Genomic DNA, 18,996 nt, shown 5'->3' with positions numbered 1-18,996 from the left:
GCCTGACGCGAAGCTTAGGCAGACCCGCCCCGAGGGGCAAGCCGCGCCCCCGCCGGTCAGAGCAGAAAGAACGGATCCTCGTGGCGCCAGTAATCCACCAGATCGGCGGCGCGGCCATGCGGCAGGCCCATGCGCTGCATCATGTGGCAATCCACCGCGACCAGCGCCGCCACCCGCCATGTCTCGCGCGCAAGCCGCTGGTCGGCCGCATTGGAAAACGCGCTTTCCAGCCCGCTTGCCGCCAGCGACAGCGCGAGCGTCAGCTCAAGCGGCGCGCAATCGGGCCATTGCGCGGCCAGCGCCCGGGGCAGGCCGCGCGCGACCTCATGCGCCGCAAGCAGCTTTTGCAAGGCGAATTCCGCCATTTCTTCCACGGGTAACACAGCGTTTGTCATACCCCCTTCTGGCAATTTTCCGGCAAGGGGTCACCTGAAATTTCGGCGCGTCAGCCGATCCAGCCGGCCACGCGATTGGCCCCGCCGGAAATGTCCCGGCCGATACCATCCACGGTTGCGCAGCCTGTCAATGCGGCCAGCACCGCGAGCAGGATCAGGGTTTTCTTCATGGGTCTGCCTCTGGGGTCTTGCACTGAGTCGTCACGATAGGCCCGGCGGCACAGAGGCGCCGCCGGGCAGGGCATGGGGGCTATTCCACCCACCAGGCATCCGGTTGCCAGTTCGGCCAGTCGCCATAAAGCGGCAGCCGGTCGGAATAGTGGAATTCCTTGCGATAGGCGAGGCGCGACACCTTGTTGAACCAGACCGGGATCACATAGCGCCCGCTGGTCAGCACGCGGTCCAGGGCCTCGACCGCGGCGTCGAATTCGGCCGGGTCGGTGCTGGCCAGCATGACCCCGATCATCGCCTCGGCGGCGGGGGAATGGATGCCGGGCCAGTTGCGTGTGCCCGGCTCGGTCACGCCCTTGGCGCCCCAATAGAGCATCTGCTCATTCCCGGGCGACAGCGACAGCGCACGGATGTAATGCGTCATGTCAAAGCGGTATTCGTTGGTCCGCTCCTTGTATTGCGCATTGTCCACCGTGGTGATCCAGGCCTCGATCCCCAGCCGCTTCAGCGCCTCGATATAGATATTGGCGGCGGCGATCATTTCATCCTGACCATTGGTCAGCAGGATCTCAAAGCGGAAGGGCGCGCCTTCGGCGTTTTTCAGCACGCCGTCCTGAATGGTCCAGCCCGCCTCCTCCAGAAGCGCGGTTGCCGCGCGCAGGTTCTTGCGATTGGCCTCGCCTTCGCCCACCGGCAGGGCATAGCCGTCAAGGGCGCCGGGCAGCAGATCGGCGGCAAAGGGCGCCAGCAGTTCCTTGACCCGCCCTTCTGCCGGCGTGCCGGGCGCCATGCCCAGCACCGAATTGCCGAAATAGGACGTGATGCGCGGCTGCATCCCGCCATTCACCGTCTGGTTCACCAGTTCGAAATTGAAGGCCAGCATCAGCGCCTCGCGCACGCGCCAGTCGGAAAACAGCGGGCTGCGGGTGTTGAAGCCGAAGCCCTCGATCCCCGAGGGGCGGCCATGCGGGATCTCGGCCTTGACGATCTCGCCCGAGGTGACGGCGGGAAAGCTGTAATTCTGCGCCCATTTCACCGGGTTCAGCTCGCGGAAGGTCGAGATCGCGCCGCCCTTGAACGCCTCGAACAGCGCGGTATCGACGCCGAAATATTCGACCCGCACCTCATCGAGGTTATAGAGCCCGCGATTGACCGGCAGATCCTTGCCCCACCAGTCGGGGTTGCGGCGAAAGCTGATGAAGCGGCCGGGCTCGTAATCGCCCACCACATAGGGGCCCGATCCGATCGGCGCCTCCAGCGAGGCTTCGGCGAAATCCTTGCCCTCCCATTGCGCCTTTTTCAGGATCGGCCGCAGCCCCAGGATCAGCGGCAATTCCCGGTCCACCGTGTTGAAGGTGAATCGCACCGAACGCGGGCCGGTCACCTCGGATTTGGCGATCTTGGCCCAGGCGCCGGCATAGCGCGGCTGGCCCTTGGCGGCCAAAGTCTCGAAGGACCAGATCACATCTTCGGGAGTGACCGGGCTGCCATCGGCGAATTTCGCCTCGGGTCGCAGGGTGAATTCGGCATAGCTGCGTGATTCGTCGGTCTGGATCGATTCGGCCAGCAACCCGTAGAGGGTAAAGGGTTCATCCAGCGACCGGGCCATCAGGGTTTCCACCGTGAAGGCAGTGACCTGCGACGGCGCGTTGCCCTTGAGGATGAAAGGGTTCAGGCTGTCGAAACCTCCCTTTTCTCCCAACAGGATACGCCCTCCTTTGGGGGCATCGGGGTTGGCATAGGGAAGCGACACAAAATCCGGTGGAAGGGCAGGTTGCCCATACATAGCGATAGCGGGCGCAGGCGTATCGGCCCGGGCGGGAATCGCGGCAAGAACCAGCCCCGCCAGCAGCCCGATCCGACAAAAACCTGCGAAATAATCCTGTCCCATTCCGGCAACAATCCTTCGATGCCCTGTTTTTCTTGGCCCGGACATTAGGCGCGTCGGCCTGACATTTCAAACTTTTAACTTGGATCACGCGGCGGGGCGGCGTATAAGGGACTTACTGCTCGATAGGTTTCTTGCCTGTATGAAACCTGCCTCAAAGACTTAACGCCGGCTTCGTGCCGGCGTTTTTTTTACGCCATCTTCATGCCTCTGCCCGATCCTGCCGGCAAGGAGCGAGGTGCGCGATGGCGGTGATCGGCTATTATTCCATGGGTCTGGGCGCGGGCGACCCGGGGATGGTGGATGATATCCTTGCCGCCGGGCATACACCGCTGCGGCTTGAAACCCTCAGCCCCGAGGAACTGGGGCAGATCGACACGCTCTATGTCTGGAACGGCAGCAATGCGGGATATGGGCAGGAATTCATCGACGCGATGCCGCAGATCTCTGCCGCCGTTGCGGGGGGGATGAACATGGTGATGTTCGACCGCGCCATTGGTGTGGCCAACCCGACCACCGTGCTGCCCGGCACCAGCCTGACCGCGATGCGCCATCTGTCCGCCGATGCCGACCTGACCGATGCGGGCGAAGATGCCCTGGGCAGCGGCCCCGGCGGCGTGGTCACGGACAGCACGATCGACGGCGGCAATTACACCACGCATGGCTATGTCAATGCCAGTTCACTGCCCGCCGGTGCCGAGGTGCTGATGACCACCGGCGGCGGCAATCCCGATCAGGCGGTCGGGTTCATCTATGATTTCGGCGCGGGCAGCGTGCAGTTCTATGGAATCCCGATGGATTTCTACAACGAGACCAACCAGGCCTGGGAAAACCTCGCGATCAACAGCCTGAACGTGGCGACGCCGATGTGCCTGGCGGCGCCGACCCGGGTGCTGACGCCGCGCGGGCCACGAACGGCGCTGACGCTTCGTCCCGGCGATCTGGTCTGGACCCGCGATCACGGCTATCAGCCGTTGCGCCATGTGCTGCGCCATGCCGGGCAAGAGCCGCTCTTGCATCTGCCGCCCGCGTTGACCGGCGGGCGGCGCGGGCTGGTGCTGTCGGCCCGGCACCGTCTGCTGCTGGCCTCGCCACGGCTTGAACTCTGGACCGGCGCGGCCGAGGCGCTGGCCCCGGCGCTCGCGCTGCGGGGGCTGGCGCGGGTTTGCCCGCCGCAGCCGCTGGTCAACCTGCTGTTCGACCGGCACGAGATCATCGCGGCCGAAGGCGTGCTGGTCGAAAGCCTGCATCTGGGGCGCGAGGCCGGGGCCGGCCTGCCGCGCGCGGCCTGGCTTGCATTGGCGGCCCTGCCGCTGCGCAGCCGCGCGACGCGACCCTGCCGGCCGTTCCTGCGGCTGCGGCTCGCGCAAGCGCTGATCCGGGCCGATCTGGCCGAGGGGCGCAACCCGCTGATCCGGCAGGCGCGCGCCGGCCCCGAGGCGACACTGCGGGCCAATGCCGCCGGCTGATCGCTTTGGCGTGACCATGGGGCGCGCCGTCTGGTCATGGCGCTGAAAACCTCTATCCTGCACCGCAGCATCATTCGGAGGATCGACATGCTTGCAGGGAAAACCGCCATCGTCACCGGCTCCAATTCCGGCATCGGGCTGGGCGTCGCCATCGAACTGGCCAAGGCCGGGGCGGCGGTGGTGATCAACAGCTTCACCGACCGCGAGGAAGATCACGCGCTCGCGGCCCAGATCGCGGCCGAGACCGGCGCCCCCGTGCGTTATATCGCGGCCGACATGTCCAAGGGTGACGATTGCCGCGCCCTGGTGGAAAAGGCCGGCGGTTGCGATATCCTGGTCAATAATGCGGGCATCCAGTATGTCGCGGCGGTCGATGAATTCCCGGTGGAAAAGTGGAACGCGATCCTGGCGATCAACCTGTCCTCGGCCTTTCACACCACCGCCGCCGCCCTGCCGGGGATGAAGGCAAAGGGCTGGGGCCGCATCGTCAACATCGCCTCGGCGCATGGCCTGACTGCCTCGCCGTTCAAATCGGCCTATGTCGCGGCCAAGCACGGCGTGGTGGGCCTCACCAAGACCGTGGCGCTCGAGGTGGCGGGGCAGGGCATCACCTGCAACGCGATCTGCCCGGGCTATGTGCTGACCCCGCTGGTCGAGGCGCAGATCCCCGACCAGATGAAGGTGCATAACATGGACCGCGACACCGTGATCCGCGAGGTCATGCTGCAACGCCAGCCCTCGCGCCAGTTCGCCACGGTCGAACAGATGGGCGGCACCGCCGTCTTTCTGTGCTCCGACGCGGCGGCGCAGATCACCGGCACCACGATCAGCGTCGATGGCGGCTGGACGGCGCTGTGATGCGGGTCAACCTGGCGCTACAGGGCGGGGGCGCGCATGGCGCCTTCACCTGGGGGGTGCTTGACCGCCTGCTGGAGGAGCCGGCGCTGGAAATCGCCGGCATCACCGGCACCTCGGCCGGCGCGCTGAACGCGGCCGCGCTCAAGGCCGGTCTGGCCGAGGGCGGTGCAGAGGGCGCGCGGGCGCGGCTCGACCGGCTCTGGTCCGAGGTGGGCGATCTGGGCGATCTGCGCGTCGCCCGCTGGTTCAAGACCGTGTTCCCCATGGCCGCCGCCATGGGCGACATGGCCGCGGCCGCACTGCCGGTTTCGACCGCCGGCCTCGCCGCGCAGGTCTATACGCCCTACGCCTGGGGTCCGTTCTGGCAGAACCCGCTGCACGAGATCGTGGCGGGGCTGGATTTCAGCAAGGTCTGCGACCGCGCCGGGCCCGACCTTTTCATTTCGGCGACCAATGTCCGGTCCGGCAAGATCCGGGTCTTTGCCGGCGCTGAAATCACCCCTGCCGTGATCCTGGCCTCGGCCTGCCTGCCCACGGTGTTTCAGGCGGTGGAACTGCATGACGCGCAGACCGGCCGCGACGAGGTGTTCTGGGATGGCGGCTTTACCGGCAACCCGGCGCTGTTCCCGCTCTATCAGCCGCATCTGCCCGACGATATCGTCATCATCTCGATCAACCCGCTGCGGCGCGAGGCAGTGCCGATGTCGCCGGTGGAGATCCAGAACCGCATCAACGAAATCAGCTTCAACGCAGCCCTTCTGGGCGAGTTGCGCGCGGTGAACTTCGTCAAGCGACTGATAGCCGAGGGGCGGATGCCGGCCGGGGCGATGAAGAACCTCAACATCCACCTGATCGACGATGACGAATTGATGAACGAACTGGGCGCGGGGTCGAAACTGACCCCCAGCCCGGCATTGCTGGCGCGGCTCAAGGCGGCGGGGCGCAAGGCCGCGCAGGGTTTCCTGCGGCGGCATCGCGGCCAGATCGGGGTCGAAAGCTCAGTCGATCTGCGTGGCCTGTTCGGCTAGGGCGCGCACCTCTTTCGCCGTGGGCGCGACCAGCCCGGCCGACACGATCAGCTTGACCGCCTCATCGGCCTTCATGTCGAGCAGGATCACATCCTCCTCGGGCACATAAAGCAGGATGCCCGAGGTCAGCGGCGTCAGCGCGACAAAGACCGCGATCATCTTGCGGTCGGTCGGCAGTTTCGTCGCGATCTCGCCCTTGGCGGTGGTGGCGACGAAACCCACGGCCCAGCAGCCGGGGCGCGGAAATTCCACCAGGCAGGTGCGGTCGAAACTTTTTTCGGATTTGGCAAAGAAGGTTTCGGTGATCTGCTTGAAGCCGCCATAGACCGACCGCACGACGGGCATCCGGTCCACCACCGCCTCGGCCTGGCCGATGATCGACCGGCCGAGAAAGCCCTTGGCGATCCAGCCCACGATGATGGTGAAGACCAGAAACACGATCACGCCCAGACCGCGCGTCGGGAAATAGGCCTCGGGCCCGAAGTAGAAGCTGACCAGTTGCGCCGGGCGCCAGTCCTGCGGGATCAATGGCAGGATCCAGCTGTCGATCCAGCCGACCACCGAATAGATCAGATAGATCGTCAGCCCGACCGGCAGCACCACGACCAGCCCGGTCAGCAGGCTGGCGCGCAGCCCGGACAGAAGGCCATGTTTGCGGGGCGGATGCGGGTCGGTCATGATGATCCCGTCATGCCCCGGCCGCGCCGCGTTGCGCGGCCATTTCGACCGCGATCCGCGCCGCCAGCCGCGCATTGTTCAGAACGAGGGCGATATTGCTGTCCAGTGACCGCCCGCCGGTCAGCGCAAAGATCCGGTCCAGCAGGAAGGGCGTCACCTCCTTGGCGGCGATGCCCTGCGCCTCGGCCTCGGCCAGGGCCTGTTCGACCACCGGCATGATTTCGGCGCGCGGGATCTCGGCCCCGGGCGGGATCGGGTTCGCCACCAGTTGCCCGCCCTTCAGGCCCAGGGTCTGCCGCATCAGATGCGCGGCGGCGATCTGGGCCGGGTCATCCATCCGCAAGGGCGCCTTCAGCCCCGAGGAGCGCGACCAGAAGGCGGGGAAATCGTCCTGGCCAAAGGCGATGACCGGCACGCCCTGGGTTTCCAGCACCTCCAGCGTCTTGGGCAGGTCGAGAATGGCCTTGGCCCCGGCGGCGACAACGGTGACGGGTGAAATGCCCAGCTCCACCAGATCGGCCGAGATGTCAAAGCTGGTCTCCGCCCCGCGATGCACGCCGCCGATGCCACCCGTGGCAAAGACGCCGATCCCGGCCATGGCGGCGCAGATCATGGTGGCGGCGACGGTGGTCGCGCCGACGCGGCCAAGCGCCACGCAGGTGGGCAGGTCGGCGCGGCTCAGCTTCATGGCCTGCGGGGTCTGGCCCAGTTCGTCCAGCGCGGCATCGCTCAGCCCGATATGGATGCGCCCGCCCATGACGGCGATGGTGGCGGGCACCGCGCCGCCCTTGCGCACCTCTGCCTCTACGGCGCGGGCGGCTTCCACATTCTGCGGAAAGGGCATGCCATGGGTGATGATGGTGGATTCCAGCGCCACGACCGGGCGCCCGGCATCCAGGGCGGCGCGGACTTCGGGGGTAAAGCTCAGCGGCAGGGTGGTCACGATCCGATCTCTCCTGAAACATAGATGGCGGCGGCGCGCAGGGCGGCGCTCAGCGCCTCGGCCCGCGGGGTGCCGCGCCGTTCGGCCACGATATGCGCGGCCATGAAAGTGTCGCCCGCGCCGGTGATCCGCGTCACCAGCACCTCGGGCGGGGTATCGGCGATGACACCGGCTCCGCGCGTGCCCTCGGCGCAGGTCTTGCCGCCATGGGTGACCAGCACCCGATGCGCGCCCCGCGCCAGCAACCCCTCCGCCGCCTCGGGGGCCGAGGCGAAGTCGCGTGCGCAGATCAGGCTGGCTTCCTCAAGGTTGACATAGAGCGTGGCGCCGGGGTGGTCGAGCAGCGGCACCAGCCGCTCGGCCTTGCCGGGGCTGGCCGGCGCCACCCGCAGATCGGCCCGCGCAAACAGCGGCGAGGCCGCGATCTCGGCCAGCAGCGCCGCGGTCAGGTTGCCGTCCAGCGCGATCGCCCCGGCCCAGGGCGCGGCGGCACTGGCCAGCCGGCCATCGGCCAGCGGGCGCAGGATCTTGTCGCCCGCCGCCTCCAGCGAATGCGCGTCGGCAATGGCGGCGATCAGGCCATTCGCCCCCTCGACCGCCATGTAGCGGTCGGTCGGCAGGTCTTCGCTGCGATAGATGTGATCGGTGATCATGCCCATCCGCGCGCAGGCGGCGGTCAGTTCGTCCCCCTCGGGGTCGCGGCCAATGGCGGTCAGCAGGCCCGGCATCAGGCCAAAGCGGCGCAGGGTCATCGCGATATTCATCGCAACGCCCCCGGGCAGGCGCGTGATGCGGCCCGGCACGTCAGACCCCAGCCGCATGACGGTGGGCGCGCGGCCGATGATGTCCCACAGGACCGAACCGATGCAGAGGATATCGGGTGTTGTCATGCCTCTGCTTCTCGCCCGTTCCGCGGCGCCGCGCAATCCCCCTTCCGGGGGCAAGCGCCCCCTTGACCCGCCCCCGGAACCGCGCGAAACCCGCGCCATGGTGCCCTTTGACAAGCTAGACCAGATCACCCGCCGCTTCGAGTTTCTGGAGGCGAAGCTTTCGACCGGTGCCGCGCCGGCCGAGATCGCCGCCCTGTCGCGCGAATATGCCGATCTGAAGCCGGTCGCGGCCGAAATCGCCGCCTATGCCCGCGCGCTGGACGATCTGGCCGAGGCCGAGGCGATGCTCTCCGACCCGGAGATGAAGGCGCTGGCCGAGGAAGAATTGCCCCGCCTGCGCGCCCGCATCCCCGAGATGGAGCAGGCGCTGCGCCTCGCGCTCTTGCCGAAGGACGCCGCCGATGCGCGCCCCGCCATCCTGGAGATCCGCCCCGGCACGGGCGGCGAGGAGGCCAGCCTGTTCGCCGGCGATCTGGCGCGCATGTATCAGCGCTATGCCGAAAGCCAGGGCTGGCGCTTCGAGGTGCTGGAACAGCAGCTTTCCGATCTGGGCGGCATCAAGGAATTCACCGCCCATGTGCAGGGCGAAGGGGTCTTTGCCCGGCTGAAATACGAGGCCGGAACCCATCGCGTGCAGCGCGTGCCGGAAACCGAGGCGGGCGGGCGCATCCACACCTCGGCCGCCACCGTCGCTGTGCTGCCCGAGGCCGAGGAGGTCGATATCGACATCCCCGCAACCGATATCCGCATTGACACGATGCGCGCCAGCGGTGCCGGCGGCCAGCATGTGAACACCACCGATTCCGCCGTGCGCATCACTCATATCCCGACCGGGATCGTCGTCACCAGTTCCGAGAAAAGCCAGCACCAGAACCGCGCCATCGCCATGCAGGTGCTGCGCGCCCGGCTCTATGAGCAGGAGCGCGACAAGGCCGCCTCGGCCCGCGCCGCCGACCGCAAGGCGCAGGTCGGCTCGGGCGACCGGTCCGAACGCATCCGCACCTACAACTTTCCGCAAGGCCGGATGACCGATCACCGCATCAACCTCACGCTCTACGCGCTGCCGCAGATCATGGCGGGCGATCTGACCGAGGTGATCGACGCGCTGATCGCCCATGATCAGGCCGCGCGGCTGGCCGAGATGGAGGGATGAGCCTCGCCGCCGCCTATCGCGCCGCCGTGGCGCGGCTGGCCGGGGCCGGCCTGCCCGACGCGCCCCGCGATGCGCGGCTGTTGCTGGCCCATGCGCTTGGCGTGGCGCCCGACCGGCTGCCGCTGATGATGCAGGATACCGCGCCCGAGGGGCTGGAGGCCCGGCTGGCGCCGCTGCTGGCGGCGCGTCTGGCACGCCAGCCCGTCAGCCAGATCCTTGGCCAGCGGCTGTTCTGGGGCCGGCCCTTCCGCGTCACCCGTGATGTGCTGGACCCGCGCCCGGAAACCGAAAGCCTGATCGCCGCCGCCCTGGAGACACCCTTTCGCCGGGTGCTGGATCTGGGAACCGGTTCCGGGGCGATCCTGCTCACGCTGCTGGCCGAACGGCCCGGGGCGACCGGGCTTGCCACCGATCTCAGCCCGGCGGCGCTTGCGGTGGCACAGGGCAATGCGGCGGCGCTTGGCCTGACCGCGCGGGCGGCATTCGCCCAAGGCAGCTGGTTCGCGCCGGTCAGCGGGCGCTTTGACCTGATCGTGTCGAACCCGCCCTACATCGCCGCCGATGAGATGGCCGGCCTCGCACCGGAGGTCCGCGATTGGGAGCCCCATCTGGCGCTGACGCCGGGCGGCGACGGGCTGGATGCCTATCGCGCCATCGCCGCCGGGGCGCCCGCGCATCTTTGCCCGGGGGGGCGGCTGCTGATGGAGATCGGCCCCAGCCAGGGCGCCGCCGTCGCGGCGCTGTGCGCCGCCGCCGGCCTGCACGCGATCCGTGTGCTGCCCGATTTCGACGGCCGCGACCGCATCGTCGCCGCACAAGCCGCCGATCCGGCGTAATCTCGCCGGTTTTCCTGTGGTTTTGCCGCCGCGCCCGCGGCTTTTGCGCAGAATCCGCTTGTCATGGGCCGCGTCGCGTGGTTACTCGGTTCCAGCAGCCGGGTGGGGATTTGACCTGCCCCTGCGATCCAGCCGCAACGGACGCAGTGTCAGACGGGTTTCCCGCCATGGCGCGCACGTCAAGGCCCCCATACCCGGATCAAGGACAAGATGAGATCCTCCAAGTCCCGCTCGCGTTCCAAGTCGAACCGCCCGCGCTCGATGGGCAATGTCGTCAACCGTGTCTTCGACAGCTCCGGCCCCGAAGGCAAGGTGCGCGGCACGCCCCAGCAGATCATCGAGAAATACCTGATCCTCGCCCGCGATGCGCAGCTCTCGAATGACCGCGTCGCGGCCGAGAATTTCCTGCAACATGCCGAGCATTACACCCGCCTTCTGGGCGAGGCGCAGCGTGAACTCGCGGCCGAGCAGGAGGCCCGGCAGCAGCAATATCAGCAGGGCGGGCAGAACTTCCGCGACCGCAACGAACCGCGCGGCGACTACCGCGAGGAGCGTGATCCCGGCGCCGGCGACCAGCCCGACCTGGCCGAGCCGATGGGCTTTGGCACCGAGGACAGCGTGCTGGTCGAAACGCCCGAGGCGCGCGACCCCGCGCCGCCGCGCCGCGACGGCAACCGGGAAGGCAATCGCGACGGTAACCGTGAGGGCAACCGCCAGCGCGACCGTGATCGCGACCAGAACCGGGGTGAGCAGAACCGCAATCGCGACCGCCGCGAATTCCGCGAACGGACGCCGCGCCCCGATGCGGTGGCACAGCCCGAAGCCGCCCCGCAACCGGCGCCTCAGTCGGCCGTGCAGCCCGAGCCTGTCGCGGTGGTGACCGACGCACCCGCCGCCGAGGCCCCGGCGCCCAAGCCGCGCAAGCCTGCGGCCCCGCGCAAGCCCCGCGCCGAAAAGCCTGCCGAAAAGCCCGCGGCAGAACCGGCGGAAAAGCCCGAAGCGGCAGAATGAGAAACGGGGCCTCGCGGCCCCGTTTTCATTTCGCGATTTCCCTGGCCAGGGCGCAGAACCCTTCCAGCGGGATCTCCTCGGCCCGGGCCGTGGGCGCGATCCCCGCCGCCTCCAGCCGCGCCTCGATATCGGGGCCAAGCCCCTTGAGCGACGAGCGCAGCATCTTGCGCCGCTGGTTGAAGGCCATGGCGGTGATCCGGCTCAGCACCTTTTCATCGGCGGGAAAGCGCGGCCCCGGCAGGCGGGTCAGATGCACCACCGCCGAATGCACCTTGGGCGCGGGGGTAAAGGCCTCGGGCGGCAGATGCAGCACGATCTTCGCCTCGCAGCGCCATTGCGCCAGCAGCGCCAGCCGCCCGTAGTGATCGCCCCGCGGCTTGGCCACGATGCGTTCGGCCACCTCTTTCTGGAACATCAGCGTCAGGCTTTCCCAGAAGGGCGGCCAGGTGGCGGGGGTCAGCCAGCGGATCAGCAATTCGGTGCCCACGTTATAGGGCAGGTTCGCCACCACCCGGATCGGCGGCGTCAGATGCGCCAGCACATCGACCTCCAACGCGTCGCCGTTGATGACCTCCAGCTTGCCCGGATAGGCCGCCTGAATTTCGGCCAGCGCCGGCAGACAGCGCGCATCCTTTTCCACCGCCAGCACACGGCGCGCGCCCTCGGCCAGCAAGCCGCGCGTCAGCCCGCCGGGGCCGGGGCCGATCTCCAGCACATCGCAGCCGGACAGATCGCCTGCCTGCCGGGCAATCTTGGCGGTCAGGTTCAGATCGAGCAGAAAGTTCTGGCCCAGCTGTTTCTTTGCCACCAGTTCATGCGCGCGGATCACCTCGCGCAGCGGCGGCAGGCCGTCGATTGTCGCCATGGCGGGTTCCTTCCCCTCGTCAGCCTGCGCGCCGGGCCAGCGCCATCTGTTGCGCCACCCGCAGCGCCGCGATCAGGCTGCCGGGTTCGGCCAGACCCTTGCCCGCGATGTCGAGCGCCGTGCCATGATCGGGCGAGGTGCGCACGAAGGGCAGGCCCAGCGTCACATTCACCCCGCCGTCAAAGTCGATGGTCTTGATCGGGATCAGCGCCTGATCGTGATACATGCAGATCGCCACGTCATAGCCCGCCCGCGCGCGCGGATGGAACATGGTATCGGCGGGCAGCGGGCCGCGAATGGCCATGCCCTCGGCCGCGAGTTTGGCGATGACCGGGGCGATGACGCGCCCGTCTTCCTGCCCCATGGCCCCGCCTTCGCCGGCATGGGGGTTCAGCCCCGACACCGCGATGCGCGGCGCCACTAGCCCGAAATCGCGGCGCAGGCCCGCTTCGGTGATGCGGATCACCCGCTCCAGCCCCTCGGCGGTCAACTGGCGCGGCACATCGGCCAGCGGGATATGGATCGTCGCCGGCACCACCCGCAATTCCGGGCTGGCCAGCATCATCACCACATGTTCGACCCGCGCGAGATAGGCCAGAAACTCGGTATGGCCGGGATGCACGAAGCCCGCGCCATCCTTCAGCGCCTTCTTGTGCAGGGGGGCGGTGCAGATGGCCGAGGCCTCGCCCTTCATCACCAGATCGACGGCGCGGGCGATCACCTCGATCACGCCGCGCGCATTGGCATAGGTGATCTTGCCGGGCGTTGCGGGGGCGGCAAAGGGATGGGGCAGCACCGGCAGGGTGCCGGCGGGCACGCTCAGCGCCTCGGCCGGACGGGCGATCTGCTGCCAGGGCGTGCCGGCGGGCAGGTGGCGCGGGTCGCCCATCCAGAAGAAGGGCAGGCCGTCGCCCAGACGGGCGCGCGCCTTGACGGCCAGTTCGGGGCCGATCCCGGCGGGTTCGCCGCAGGTCAGCGCGATCGGGGCAAGCGGCGCCATGGTCACGGCTCGCGGATGATGGCTTCGGCCTTGAGCTTGGCGAGATACTGGTTGGCCATGCGTTCGATCTTGGCATTGATCAGCCGGGTGCGCACGGCCTCGCGGTCGATGACTGGGGGCGCGGCGGGGGCCTCGCCCTCGGCCGGGGCGGCGGCTTCGGCGGGCGGCGGGGCCGGGCGGCGGGCGCAGAGCATCAGCAATTCCTGCCCGCCCGCGCGCAGCACCGTTTCACCGGGATCGAGCCGCGCAAGCTCAAGCCCGATATCCTGCGCGACGGCGCCCATGGTCTGCGTGGTGATCGACAGCTGTTCGGGCGGCAGGCCGGGGGCCAGACCGTAGAGATCCTTGCAGGTCTGCACCTGCGCGCGCACCTTGGCCATCAGCGCCGATCCGGCGGCATCGGCGGGCAGGCGCAGCCGGGCATATTCCACCTCGACCGGGGCGGCATCCTCGGCGCGTCCCTCGGTGATGCTGCGCAGCTGGAACAGCGCGACGCCCCCCGGAATCGGCACCGGCGCCGAAACCTGACCCGGCGCCAGCGGCAGCACCACGGCCGAAATCTGCGGCGGCAGATTGGTCATCGGCATGGGATCGAGCCGCCCGCCCCGCCCGCGCGAGGCAGCGGCGGAATAGCGCGCGACGGCGGCGGAAAACGCGCCTTCGCCCCGCACCTCGCGGCTGAGCCGGCGCGCCAGATCCATCACCCGCGCCTCCTCGCCCGGGGGGGCGGGGATGATCAGCTCCGACACCGCGACGGTCAGCGCCGTCTTGCGGGTCTCGGCCTCCAGCGCGCGATCGACATCTTCCTCCGAGACCTTGGCATAGGCGGTGAACTTGCCGCGCGCGATCTCGCGCCAGACCAGACCGGCCGCCACGAAATCGCGAAAGGTCTCGGCCTCGACACCGGCCTGGCCAAGCGCCTTGATGAAGTCATCGGCGCTCAGATTGGCGCGGCTGGCGAATTCTTCCATGCCCTTGCGCAGATCGGCCTCCTTGAGGGCGATCTTGAACTTCTTGGCCTCCATCATGCGCAGCCGGTCCTCGACCAGCCCGTCCAGCGCGACCTTTTCCAGATCGCCCGGCGCGCGCAGCAATTGCAGGAACAGAAGGCGCTGCTGATATTCGAATTCGGTCACCGCGTAATCGTTGATCACCAGCCGCGGCGCGAACAGGTTCTGCTGCGCCTGCACCGGCAGCGGCGCGAAGCCGGGCAGCGACAGGGCCAGAACGCTTGCGGTCAACAGGGGCAGGAAACGGATCATCTTCACGCAGTCTCTCAGTTCAGGGATCGGGCTGCCGGGTCTCAGCCCCGGCAACTGCGGGTCGGGCCGGGTTTGGCCGCACCGCCGAAACCCAGAAGATCGACCGAAAGCCCGACATTCGTCGTCGGCTTCACACTAGTCGAGGTCGTGAAGCGGCGCGAGAGGGAAAGATCGACCTTCAGGCATTCGTTGCGGAATTCCAGCCCGAAATCGGCGCGGTTCATCCGCTCCGCCTCCAGATCATAGCGGCCCGAGACGCGGCCCGTCCAGTTGCGGCCCAGATCGCGGCGCCCGTCGAAATAGATCTCCTGCGTGTCGCGCAGGCGGTTCTCGGCGCTGTCGGCCTGCACCCAGACGTATGACGCGGCAAGGCCGTAAGCCTCGCGGTCGATGGCCAACTGCATCTCGGCCTTGGTCAGGGCGAACTGGTCGTCGATCAGCATCCGCCCGGTGGCGCTGATGCCCTGCGGCCAGATCACCCGCCCGGTGGCCAGCCAGTCCGACGCGGTGCCGTCCAGCCCCGAGGCGGCGGTGAACTGGCCGTTATCGGCGCTCCGGATCACCCGGCCGATGGCAAAGGCGGTCTGCCAGCCGGTCGGGTCGAACCGCGTCCAGCTGACCCCGAGATTGAGCCGCGTGCCTTCCTCGCGCGCGTCGCTGCCGGAAAACCGGCCCAGCGAGAACAGGTTGCCCTCGTCGAATTCCACCAGCGCGCTGTCCTCGTTGGGGATATCGGCGGTGTCATTGGTGGCGGTCACCAGTTGCAGCACGGGTTCGATCACATGGCTGACACCCGCGCCGCTGCTGCCCACCCAGGGCCAGCGCAATTCCGCCGCGGCCGCGCCATGCAGGCGGGTGATCGTGCCCTCATATTGCGCGTCCTGCCGGATGGAATAGATATCGGCGGACCCCTCGCTCAGCAGCGAACCGACCAGACCCGGCCCGAAAATCCAGCTCCGCCGCCAGTCGAGCCGCAGCGAGATGCGCGACAGGTCGCGTCCGTCGGCGATGCTGTCGGGGTCGATCCCGCTGTCGAAGCGGCTGTCGGAACTGCGGTAATGGCTGTGGGTCTGGAACCGCATCCCCGCCTCGCCGCCCAGGGGGCCGCCCGAGAATCGCCGGTGCCAGGTGAAATCCGACACCAGCGTTGGTAGGGTCGCGTTGCTTTCCAGCGCGCCGCCGATATCGCGGATCGAGCGGAAATTGATCAGCCGCCCCGAGATATATTCATTGCGCCGCGTGCGGCTGGATTCGAGGCGGCTTTCGATCCGGTCGGTATCGGAAATGCCGTAATCCAGCAGATAGGCCGGGTCACGCACTGCAAGGCCCGAAAAGCTCAGCTGGAACCCGGCCGGCAGCGCGAAATCGCCGCGCGCTTGCAGATAGCCGCGCTCCTGCCCGGGCAGGATGCGGTCACGCGACAGGGCGCCGGTCAGTTCGACCGTGCCGGTGCGAAAGGCCTGGCGATAGCGCAGTTCCAGCGTCCGCCCGGCGCGGGTGCTGAAATAGGGCGTGACCGTCAGGTCGCGGCTGGGGCCGAGCGCGATGAAATAGGGCAGCTTCAGCCCGGTGCCGAGGTCGGAGGTCGTGCGCAGCCGCGCGGGCAGAAAGCCGGTCGCGCGGTCCAGCGTCGGGTCGGGCATGCGCAGGCGCGGGATATAGGCCACCGGCACGCCGCCAAAGCGCAGCTGCGCGCCATCGAACCAGATCTGGCGCTCCAGCTGGTCATGCACCACCCGGCGGGCGCGGATCTCCCAAAGCGGGGTCGGCGCGATGGTGCAGACCTGGCAGGACGAGGCCACGGTATCGGTCAGTTGCGTATAGCGGCCCTGGCTGCGGAACATCTGCCGCGCAGCGATCTGCATCTGTCGATCCAGCACGAAACGGGCCGAGGTCAGCAGCCCTTCGGACAGGTCGGCCGACAGTTCCGCCGCATCGGCGGTGATCAGGTTGCCCTGGCCGTCGGTGACGGTGATCGGCCCCTTGATCGACAGATGGTCGCGCGCGCGGTCATAGCTGACCGAGGCCGCGCGCAGGATCTGCCCGCGATAGCGCACCTCGACCCCGCCCGAGGCGACCAGCAGCTGATCGCCTGTGATCGCCACCGCATCGGCCTGAAGCGAGGCCATTTCCTGCGCATGGAGCGGCAGGGGCGCGGCCAGCGGCAGCGTGGTCAATAACAGCGTGGCGGCAAGGCGGCGCAGGAACATCAGCCGTCCTCCAGATGCAACAACAGACCCAGGGCGAACAGCGCGGCCGCCAGCGGCGGCGCCCAGGCGGCGACCAGAACCGGCACCTGGCCATTCTGGCCCAGCACTTGCGCGAAATTGCGCAGAAAGAAAATGGCAAATCCCCCCAGCAACGAGAACAGCACCAGAAGCCCGGTGCCGCCGGCGCGGGCATGGCGCATGGTGAAGCCGGCCGCGATCAGGACCATTGCGCTCATCAGCAGGGGCAGGGCAAGCTGCATCTGCAACCAGACCTGATGGTTGCGCGCCGAAAAGCCCGCCCGTTCCAGCCCGCGGATATAGGCCGGCAATTCCCAGACCGGAATCGCCGAGGGGCTGCCGAAACTGTCGCGGATCGCATCGGCGGTCAGGTCCGAGGCCAGACGCCCGTCGCCTTCGGCCTGCGCGCCGCGTTCGGGGTTCAGCCCGTCCAGCGGCCAGCGCTTCGCCCCGGTCAGCACCCAGGCGCCGGGATCGAGCCGCGCGCTTTCCGCCTCGATCCGCTCGCGGGGCAGGCCGGCATCGTCAAAGGTCAGGAAGGTCGCGTCGAACAGTTCCGTTCCGTCCAGATTGGCGCGGGCGGCATGGATCACCGTCTGCATCCCGTCGCCGCCCTGGCGCAGCCACAACCCTTCCTCGGAAACCGAAAGCACCCGTTCGGCGCCGCGGGCATAGCCGGCATAGCGCGCCTCATAGGCCTTGGAGGTGGCCGCGACCAGCGGGTTCAGCACCGCCACCGCCGCCACGCCGATCATCAGCGAAACCGCCAGCGGCGCCATCACGAAGCGCAGCCCCGACCGCCCCGCCGCCCGCACGACGACAAGTTCCGACGACCGCGCAAGGCCCAGGAACATCGCGATGGCGGCCAGGATCATGATCAGCGGCAGGATGTTATAAAGGCTTTCAGGCACGTTCAGCGCCGAGAGTTCGGCCGCCTGCACCAGCCCCACGCCCTTGCCCGACAGCCGGCGCAACTGGTCCAGCATGTCGATCAGCATCAGGATGCCGAAGAACACCGCGAAGACCCGTAGGAACATCCAGAAGAACCGCCGCGCGACATAAAAGCTCAGGATCATGCGGCAGCCTCCGCGCGGCGGCGCAGGCGCCGGGGGCGCTGCGACAGCCACAGCATGAAACCCGCGATGCCAAAGCCCGAGAGCGGCGCCAGATAGACCAGCGGCCAGGCCCGGTCATCGCGCAGCGCCGCCCCCGAGGCCCAGGTATGCACGGTCTGCATCACGATCAGCAGCAGCACCGCCAGCCCGATCTGCCGCCACAGCCCAAAGCGCGAGAACCCGCCCAGCAGCAACGCCGAAAAGCCCACAAGCGCCGCGGCGGTGGCCAGAAAGGGCATGGCAAAGCGCAGATGCGCCTCGGCCAGAAAGGCCGCGCGGCTCTTGCCGGTTTCGGTCAGCATCGCGGGATCGGCGGCCAGCAGCGCGCGGGTGGACAATTCGTCGATCGTGCGGCCGGGCAGGTTGCCCTTGTCAACCAGCAGCGCGAGGTCATAGGTGAAATCCTCGAACCGCGTCACCGACAGGCGCCGGCTTTGGCCCAGATCCTGCACCATGCCGTCGAACATGATCAGCTTCGGCCCGGTCTCGCCCCGCACCAGCAGCGCGCGGCTGGCGGTATAGATGCGCCGCGCCTCGGGCTTGCGGTCATCGGCCAGGAACACATCCTGCAATTCGCCCCGGTCGGTGATGCGGCTGATATACAGTGTAACCCCCTCGGTCGGATGCATGAACTCGCCATCCGACAGATAGCGCGAGGTCACGTTCTCCGAGATCTCGGCCGATCGGGCCGCCAGCATCGCGCGGCTGGCCGGCACCAGCACATGCATGAGGATCGCCATCATCAAGGCGACGCAAAGCCCGAAATAAAGAACGGGCCGCGCCAGACGGAACCCGGAAAAGCCGGTGGCCTGCATCACCACCAGTTCGCTGTCGCCCATCAGCCGGTTCACCGCATAGACCGTGGCCGCAAAGGCCGAGATCGGCAGCACCAGCCGGATCACATTGGGCAGCGTCAGCAGCGAGAATTCCAGAAAAACCAGCGCCGTCTGACCGTCGCCGATCAGTTCGTCGAACAGGCCGACCGCCCGGTTGACCCAGTAGATCGCCACCAGCACCAGCGAGAAGAACCCGAACAGCGCCAGCAGTTGCGACAGCAGATATCTGTCGAATCGCGCCACCCCGTTCCGTCCCCTTGCCTGCCTCGTGTTTCGTTGCGCGGGACGCTATCCGAATTCCCCGGCGGGGAAAACTGCTATCTGGTCAAGCCGGGGCCGGGCGGATAGCCTCACCGCGAAAGCCCGCCCG

General features: G+C 68.0%; 17 protein-coding genes. 6 read left to right on the top strand and 11 right to left on the bottom strand.

Features of this window, described 5'->3' with window-relative positions; genetic code table 11:
- Positions 1-56 precede the first annotated feature (56 nt).
- Both FOA17_RS14615 and FOA17_RS14610 read right to left on the bottom strand, forming a co-directional pair.
- Complete coding sequence (locus FOA17_RS14615) at positions 57-395, bottom strand: hypothetical protein (protein ID WP_149142237.1); 339 nt, start codon at positions 393-395, stop codon at positions 57-59.
- 250 nt (positions 396-645) lie between these two features.
- Entirely contained in the window at positions 646-2,457 is a 1,812-nt protein-coding gene (locus FOA17_RS14610; RefSeq protein ID WP_420841716.1) for an extracellular solute-binding protein, read from the bottom strand.
- 242 nt (positions 2,458-2,699) lie between these two features.
- Between FOA17_RS14610 and FOA17_RS14605 the strand changes: the two genes are divergently transcribed.
- From FOA17_RS14605 to FOA17_RS14595, 3 genes are all read left to right on the top strand, one after another.
- Entirely contained in the window at positions 2,700-3,923 is a 1,224-nt protein-coding gene (locus FOA17_RS14605) for a Hint domain-containing protein (protein ID WP_149142236.1), read from the top strand.
- Positions 3,924-4,010: 87 nt separating this feature from the next.
- On the top strand, positions 4,011-4,781 hold the full coding sequence (locus FOA17_RS14600; RefSeq protein WP_162528272.1) for a 3-hydroxybutyrate dehydrogenase: 771 nt from the start codon (positions 4,011-4,013) through the stop codon (positions 4,779-4,781).
- Positions 4,781-5,809 carry a patatin-like phospholipase family protein gene (locus FOA17_RS14595; protein ID WP_149142235.1) on the top strand — a complete coding sequence of 343 codons (1,029 nt, stop codon included), beginning with the start codon at positions 4,781-4,783 and terminating at the stop codon, positions 5,807-5,809. Before FOA17_RS14600 ends, FOA17_RS14595 begins: the two co-directional genes overlap by 1 nt.
- On the opposite strand, the gene FOA17_RS14590 is transcribed toward FOA17_RS14595, so the two are convergent.
- From FOA17_RS14590 to FOA17_RS14580, 3 genes are read right to left on the bottom strand one after another with little or no spacing between them, the layout of a single operon-like run.
- Complete coding sequence (locus tag FOA17_RS14590; protein WP_149142234.1) at positions 5,780-6,487, bottom strand: DUF502 domain-containing protein; 708 nt, start codon at positions 6,485-6,487, stop codon at positions 5,780-5,782. The genes FOA17_RS14595 and FOA17_RS14590 overlap by 30 nt on opposite strands.
- Before the next feature lie 10 nt (positions 6,488-6,497).
- Entirely contained in the window at positions 6,498-7,430 is a 933-nt protein-coding gene (locus tag FOA17_RS14585; RefSeq protein WP_149142233.1) for a pseudouridine-5'-phosphate glycosidase, read from the bottom strand.
- Complete coding sequence (locus FOA17_RS14580) at positions 7,427-8,320, bottom strand: PfkB family carbohydrate kinase (RefSeq protein WP_149142232.1); 894 nt, start codon at positions 8,318-8,320, stop codon at positions 7,427-7,429. The genes FOA17_RS14585 and FOA17_RS14580 overlap by 4 nt, the downstream gene beginning before the upstream one ends.
- 97 nt (positions 8,321-8,417) lie before the next feature.
- Here FOA17_RS14580 and prfA point away from each other — a divergent pair, with 97 nt between their 5' ends.
- The 3 genes from prfA to FOA17_RS14565 all read left to right on the top strand — a co-directional run bounded on the left by prfA (position 8,418) and on the right by FOA17_RS14565 (position 11,320).
- The gene (gene prfA / locus FOA17_RS14575; RefSeq protein WP_149142231.1) at positions 8,418-9,473 is read left to right on the top strand and encodes a peptide chain release factor 1; all 1,056 of its coding nucleotides are present in this window, start codon (positions 8,418-8,420) and stop codon (positions 9,471-9,473) included.
- Complete coding sequence (prmC, locus tag FOA17_RS14570) at positions 9,470-10,309, top strand: peptide chain release factor N(5)-glutamine methyltransferase (RefSeq protein WP_149142230.1); 840 nt, start codon at positions 9,470-9,472, stop codon at positions 10,307-10,309. Before prfA ends, prmC begins: the two co-directional genes overlap by 4 nt.
- A gap of 210 nt (positions 10,310-10,519) precedes the next feature.
- Positions 10,520-11,320 (top strand): DUF4167 domain-containing protein, encoded by an 801-nt coding sequence (locus FOA17_RS14565; protein ID WP_149142229.1) that lies wholly within the window; start codon positions 10,520-10,522, stop codon positions 11,318-11,320.
- A 25-nt stretch (positions 11,321-11,345) separates the two neighbouring features.
- Here FOA17_RS14565 and rsmA read toward each other — a convergent pair whose 3' ends face one another.
- Genes rsmA through lptF form a run of 6 tightly spaced genes read right to left on the bottom strand, consistent with a single transcriptional unit; the run spans position 11,346 to position 18,869 of the window.
- Positions 11,346-12,185 carry a 16S rRNA (adenine(1518)-N(6)/adenine(1519)-N(6))-dimethyltransferase RsmA gene (gene rsmA, locus FOA17_RS14560; RefSeq protein WP_149142228.1) on the bottom strand — a complete coding sequence of 280 codons (840 nt, stop codon included), beginning with the start codon at positions 12,183-12,185 and terminating at the stop codon, positions 11,346-11,348.
- Between the two features lie 19 nt (positions 12,186-12,204).
- The gene (pdxA, locus tag FOA17_RS14555) at positions 12,205-13,185 is read right to left on the bottom strand and encodes a 4-hydroxythreonine-4-phosphate dehydrogenase PdxA (RefSeq protein WP_149142227.1); all 981 of its coding nucleotides are present in this window, start codon (positions 13,183-13,185) and stop codon (positions 12,205-12,207) included.
- A gap of 2 nt (positions 13,186-13,187) precedes the next feature.
- On the bottom strand, positions 13,188-14,447 hold the full coding sequence (locus FOA17_RS14550; protein ID WP_149142226.1) for a peptidylprolyl isomerase: 1,260 nt from the start codon (positions 14,445-14,447) through the stop codon (positions 13,188-13,190).
- 41 nt (positions 14,448-14,488) lie between these two features.
- A complete protein-coding gene (locus FOA17_RS14545) occupies positions 14,489-16,657 on the bottom strand; it encodes an LPS-assembly protein LptD (RefSeq protein WP_149142225.1) in 2,169 nt (722 codons plus the stop codon).
- Entirely contained in the window at positions 16,657-17,751 is a 1,095-nt protein-coding gene (gene lptG / locus FOA17_RS14540) for an LPS export ABC transporter permease LptG (RefSeq protein WP_149142224.1), read from the bottom strand. Before lptG ends, FOA17_RS14545 begins: the two co-directional genes overlap by 1 nt.
- Positions 17,748-18,869, bottom strand: coding sequence for an LPS export ABC transporter permease LptF (gene lptF / locus FOA17_RS14535; protein WP_149142223.1), 1,122 nt, complete (start codon positions 18,867-18,869; stop codon positions 17,748-17,750). Before lptF ends, lptG begins: the two co-directional genes overlap by 4 nt.
- Positions 18,870-18,996: the final 127 nt, after the last annotated feature.

The organism is Gemmobacter caeruleus (assembly GCF_008271655.1).
Taxonomy (GTDB): domain Bacteria; phylum Pseudomonadota; class Alphaproteobacteria; order Rhodobacterales; family Rhodobacteraceae; genus Gemmobacter; species Gemmobacter caeruleus.
The sequence above is the reverse complement of the archived record's forward strand: the minus strand, read 5'-3'. Positions and strand labels throughout refer to the sequence as shown.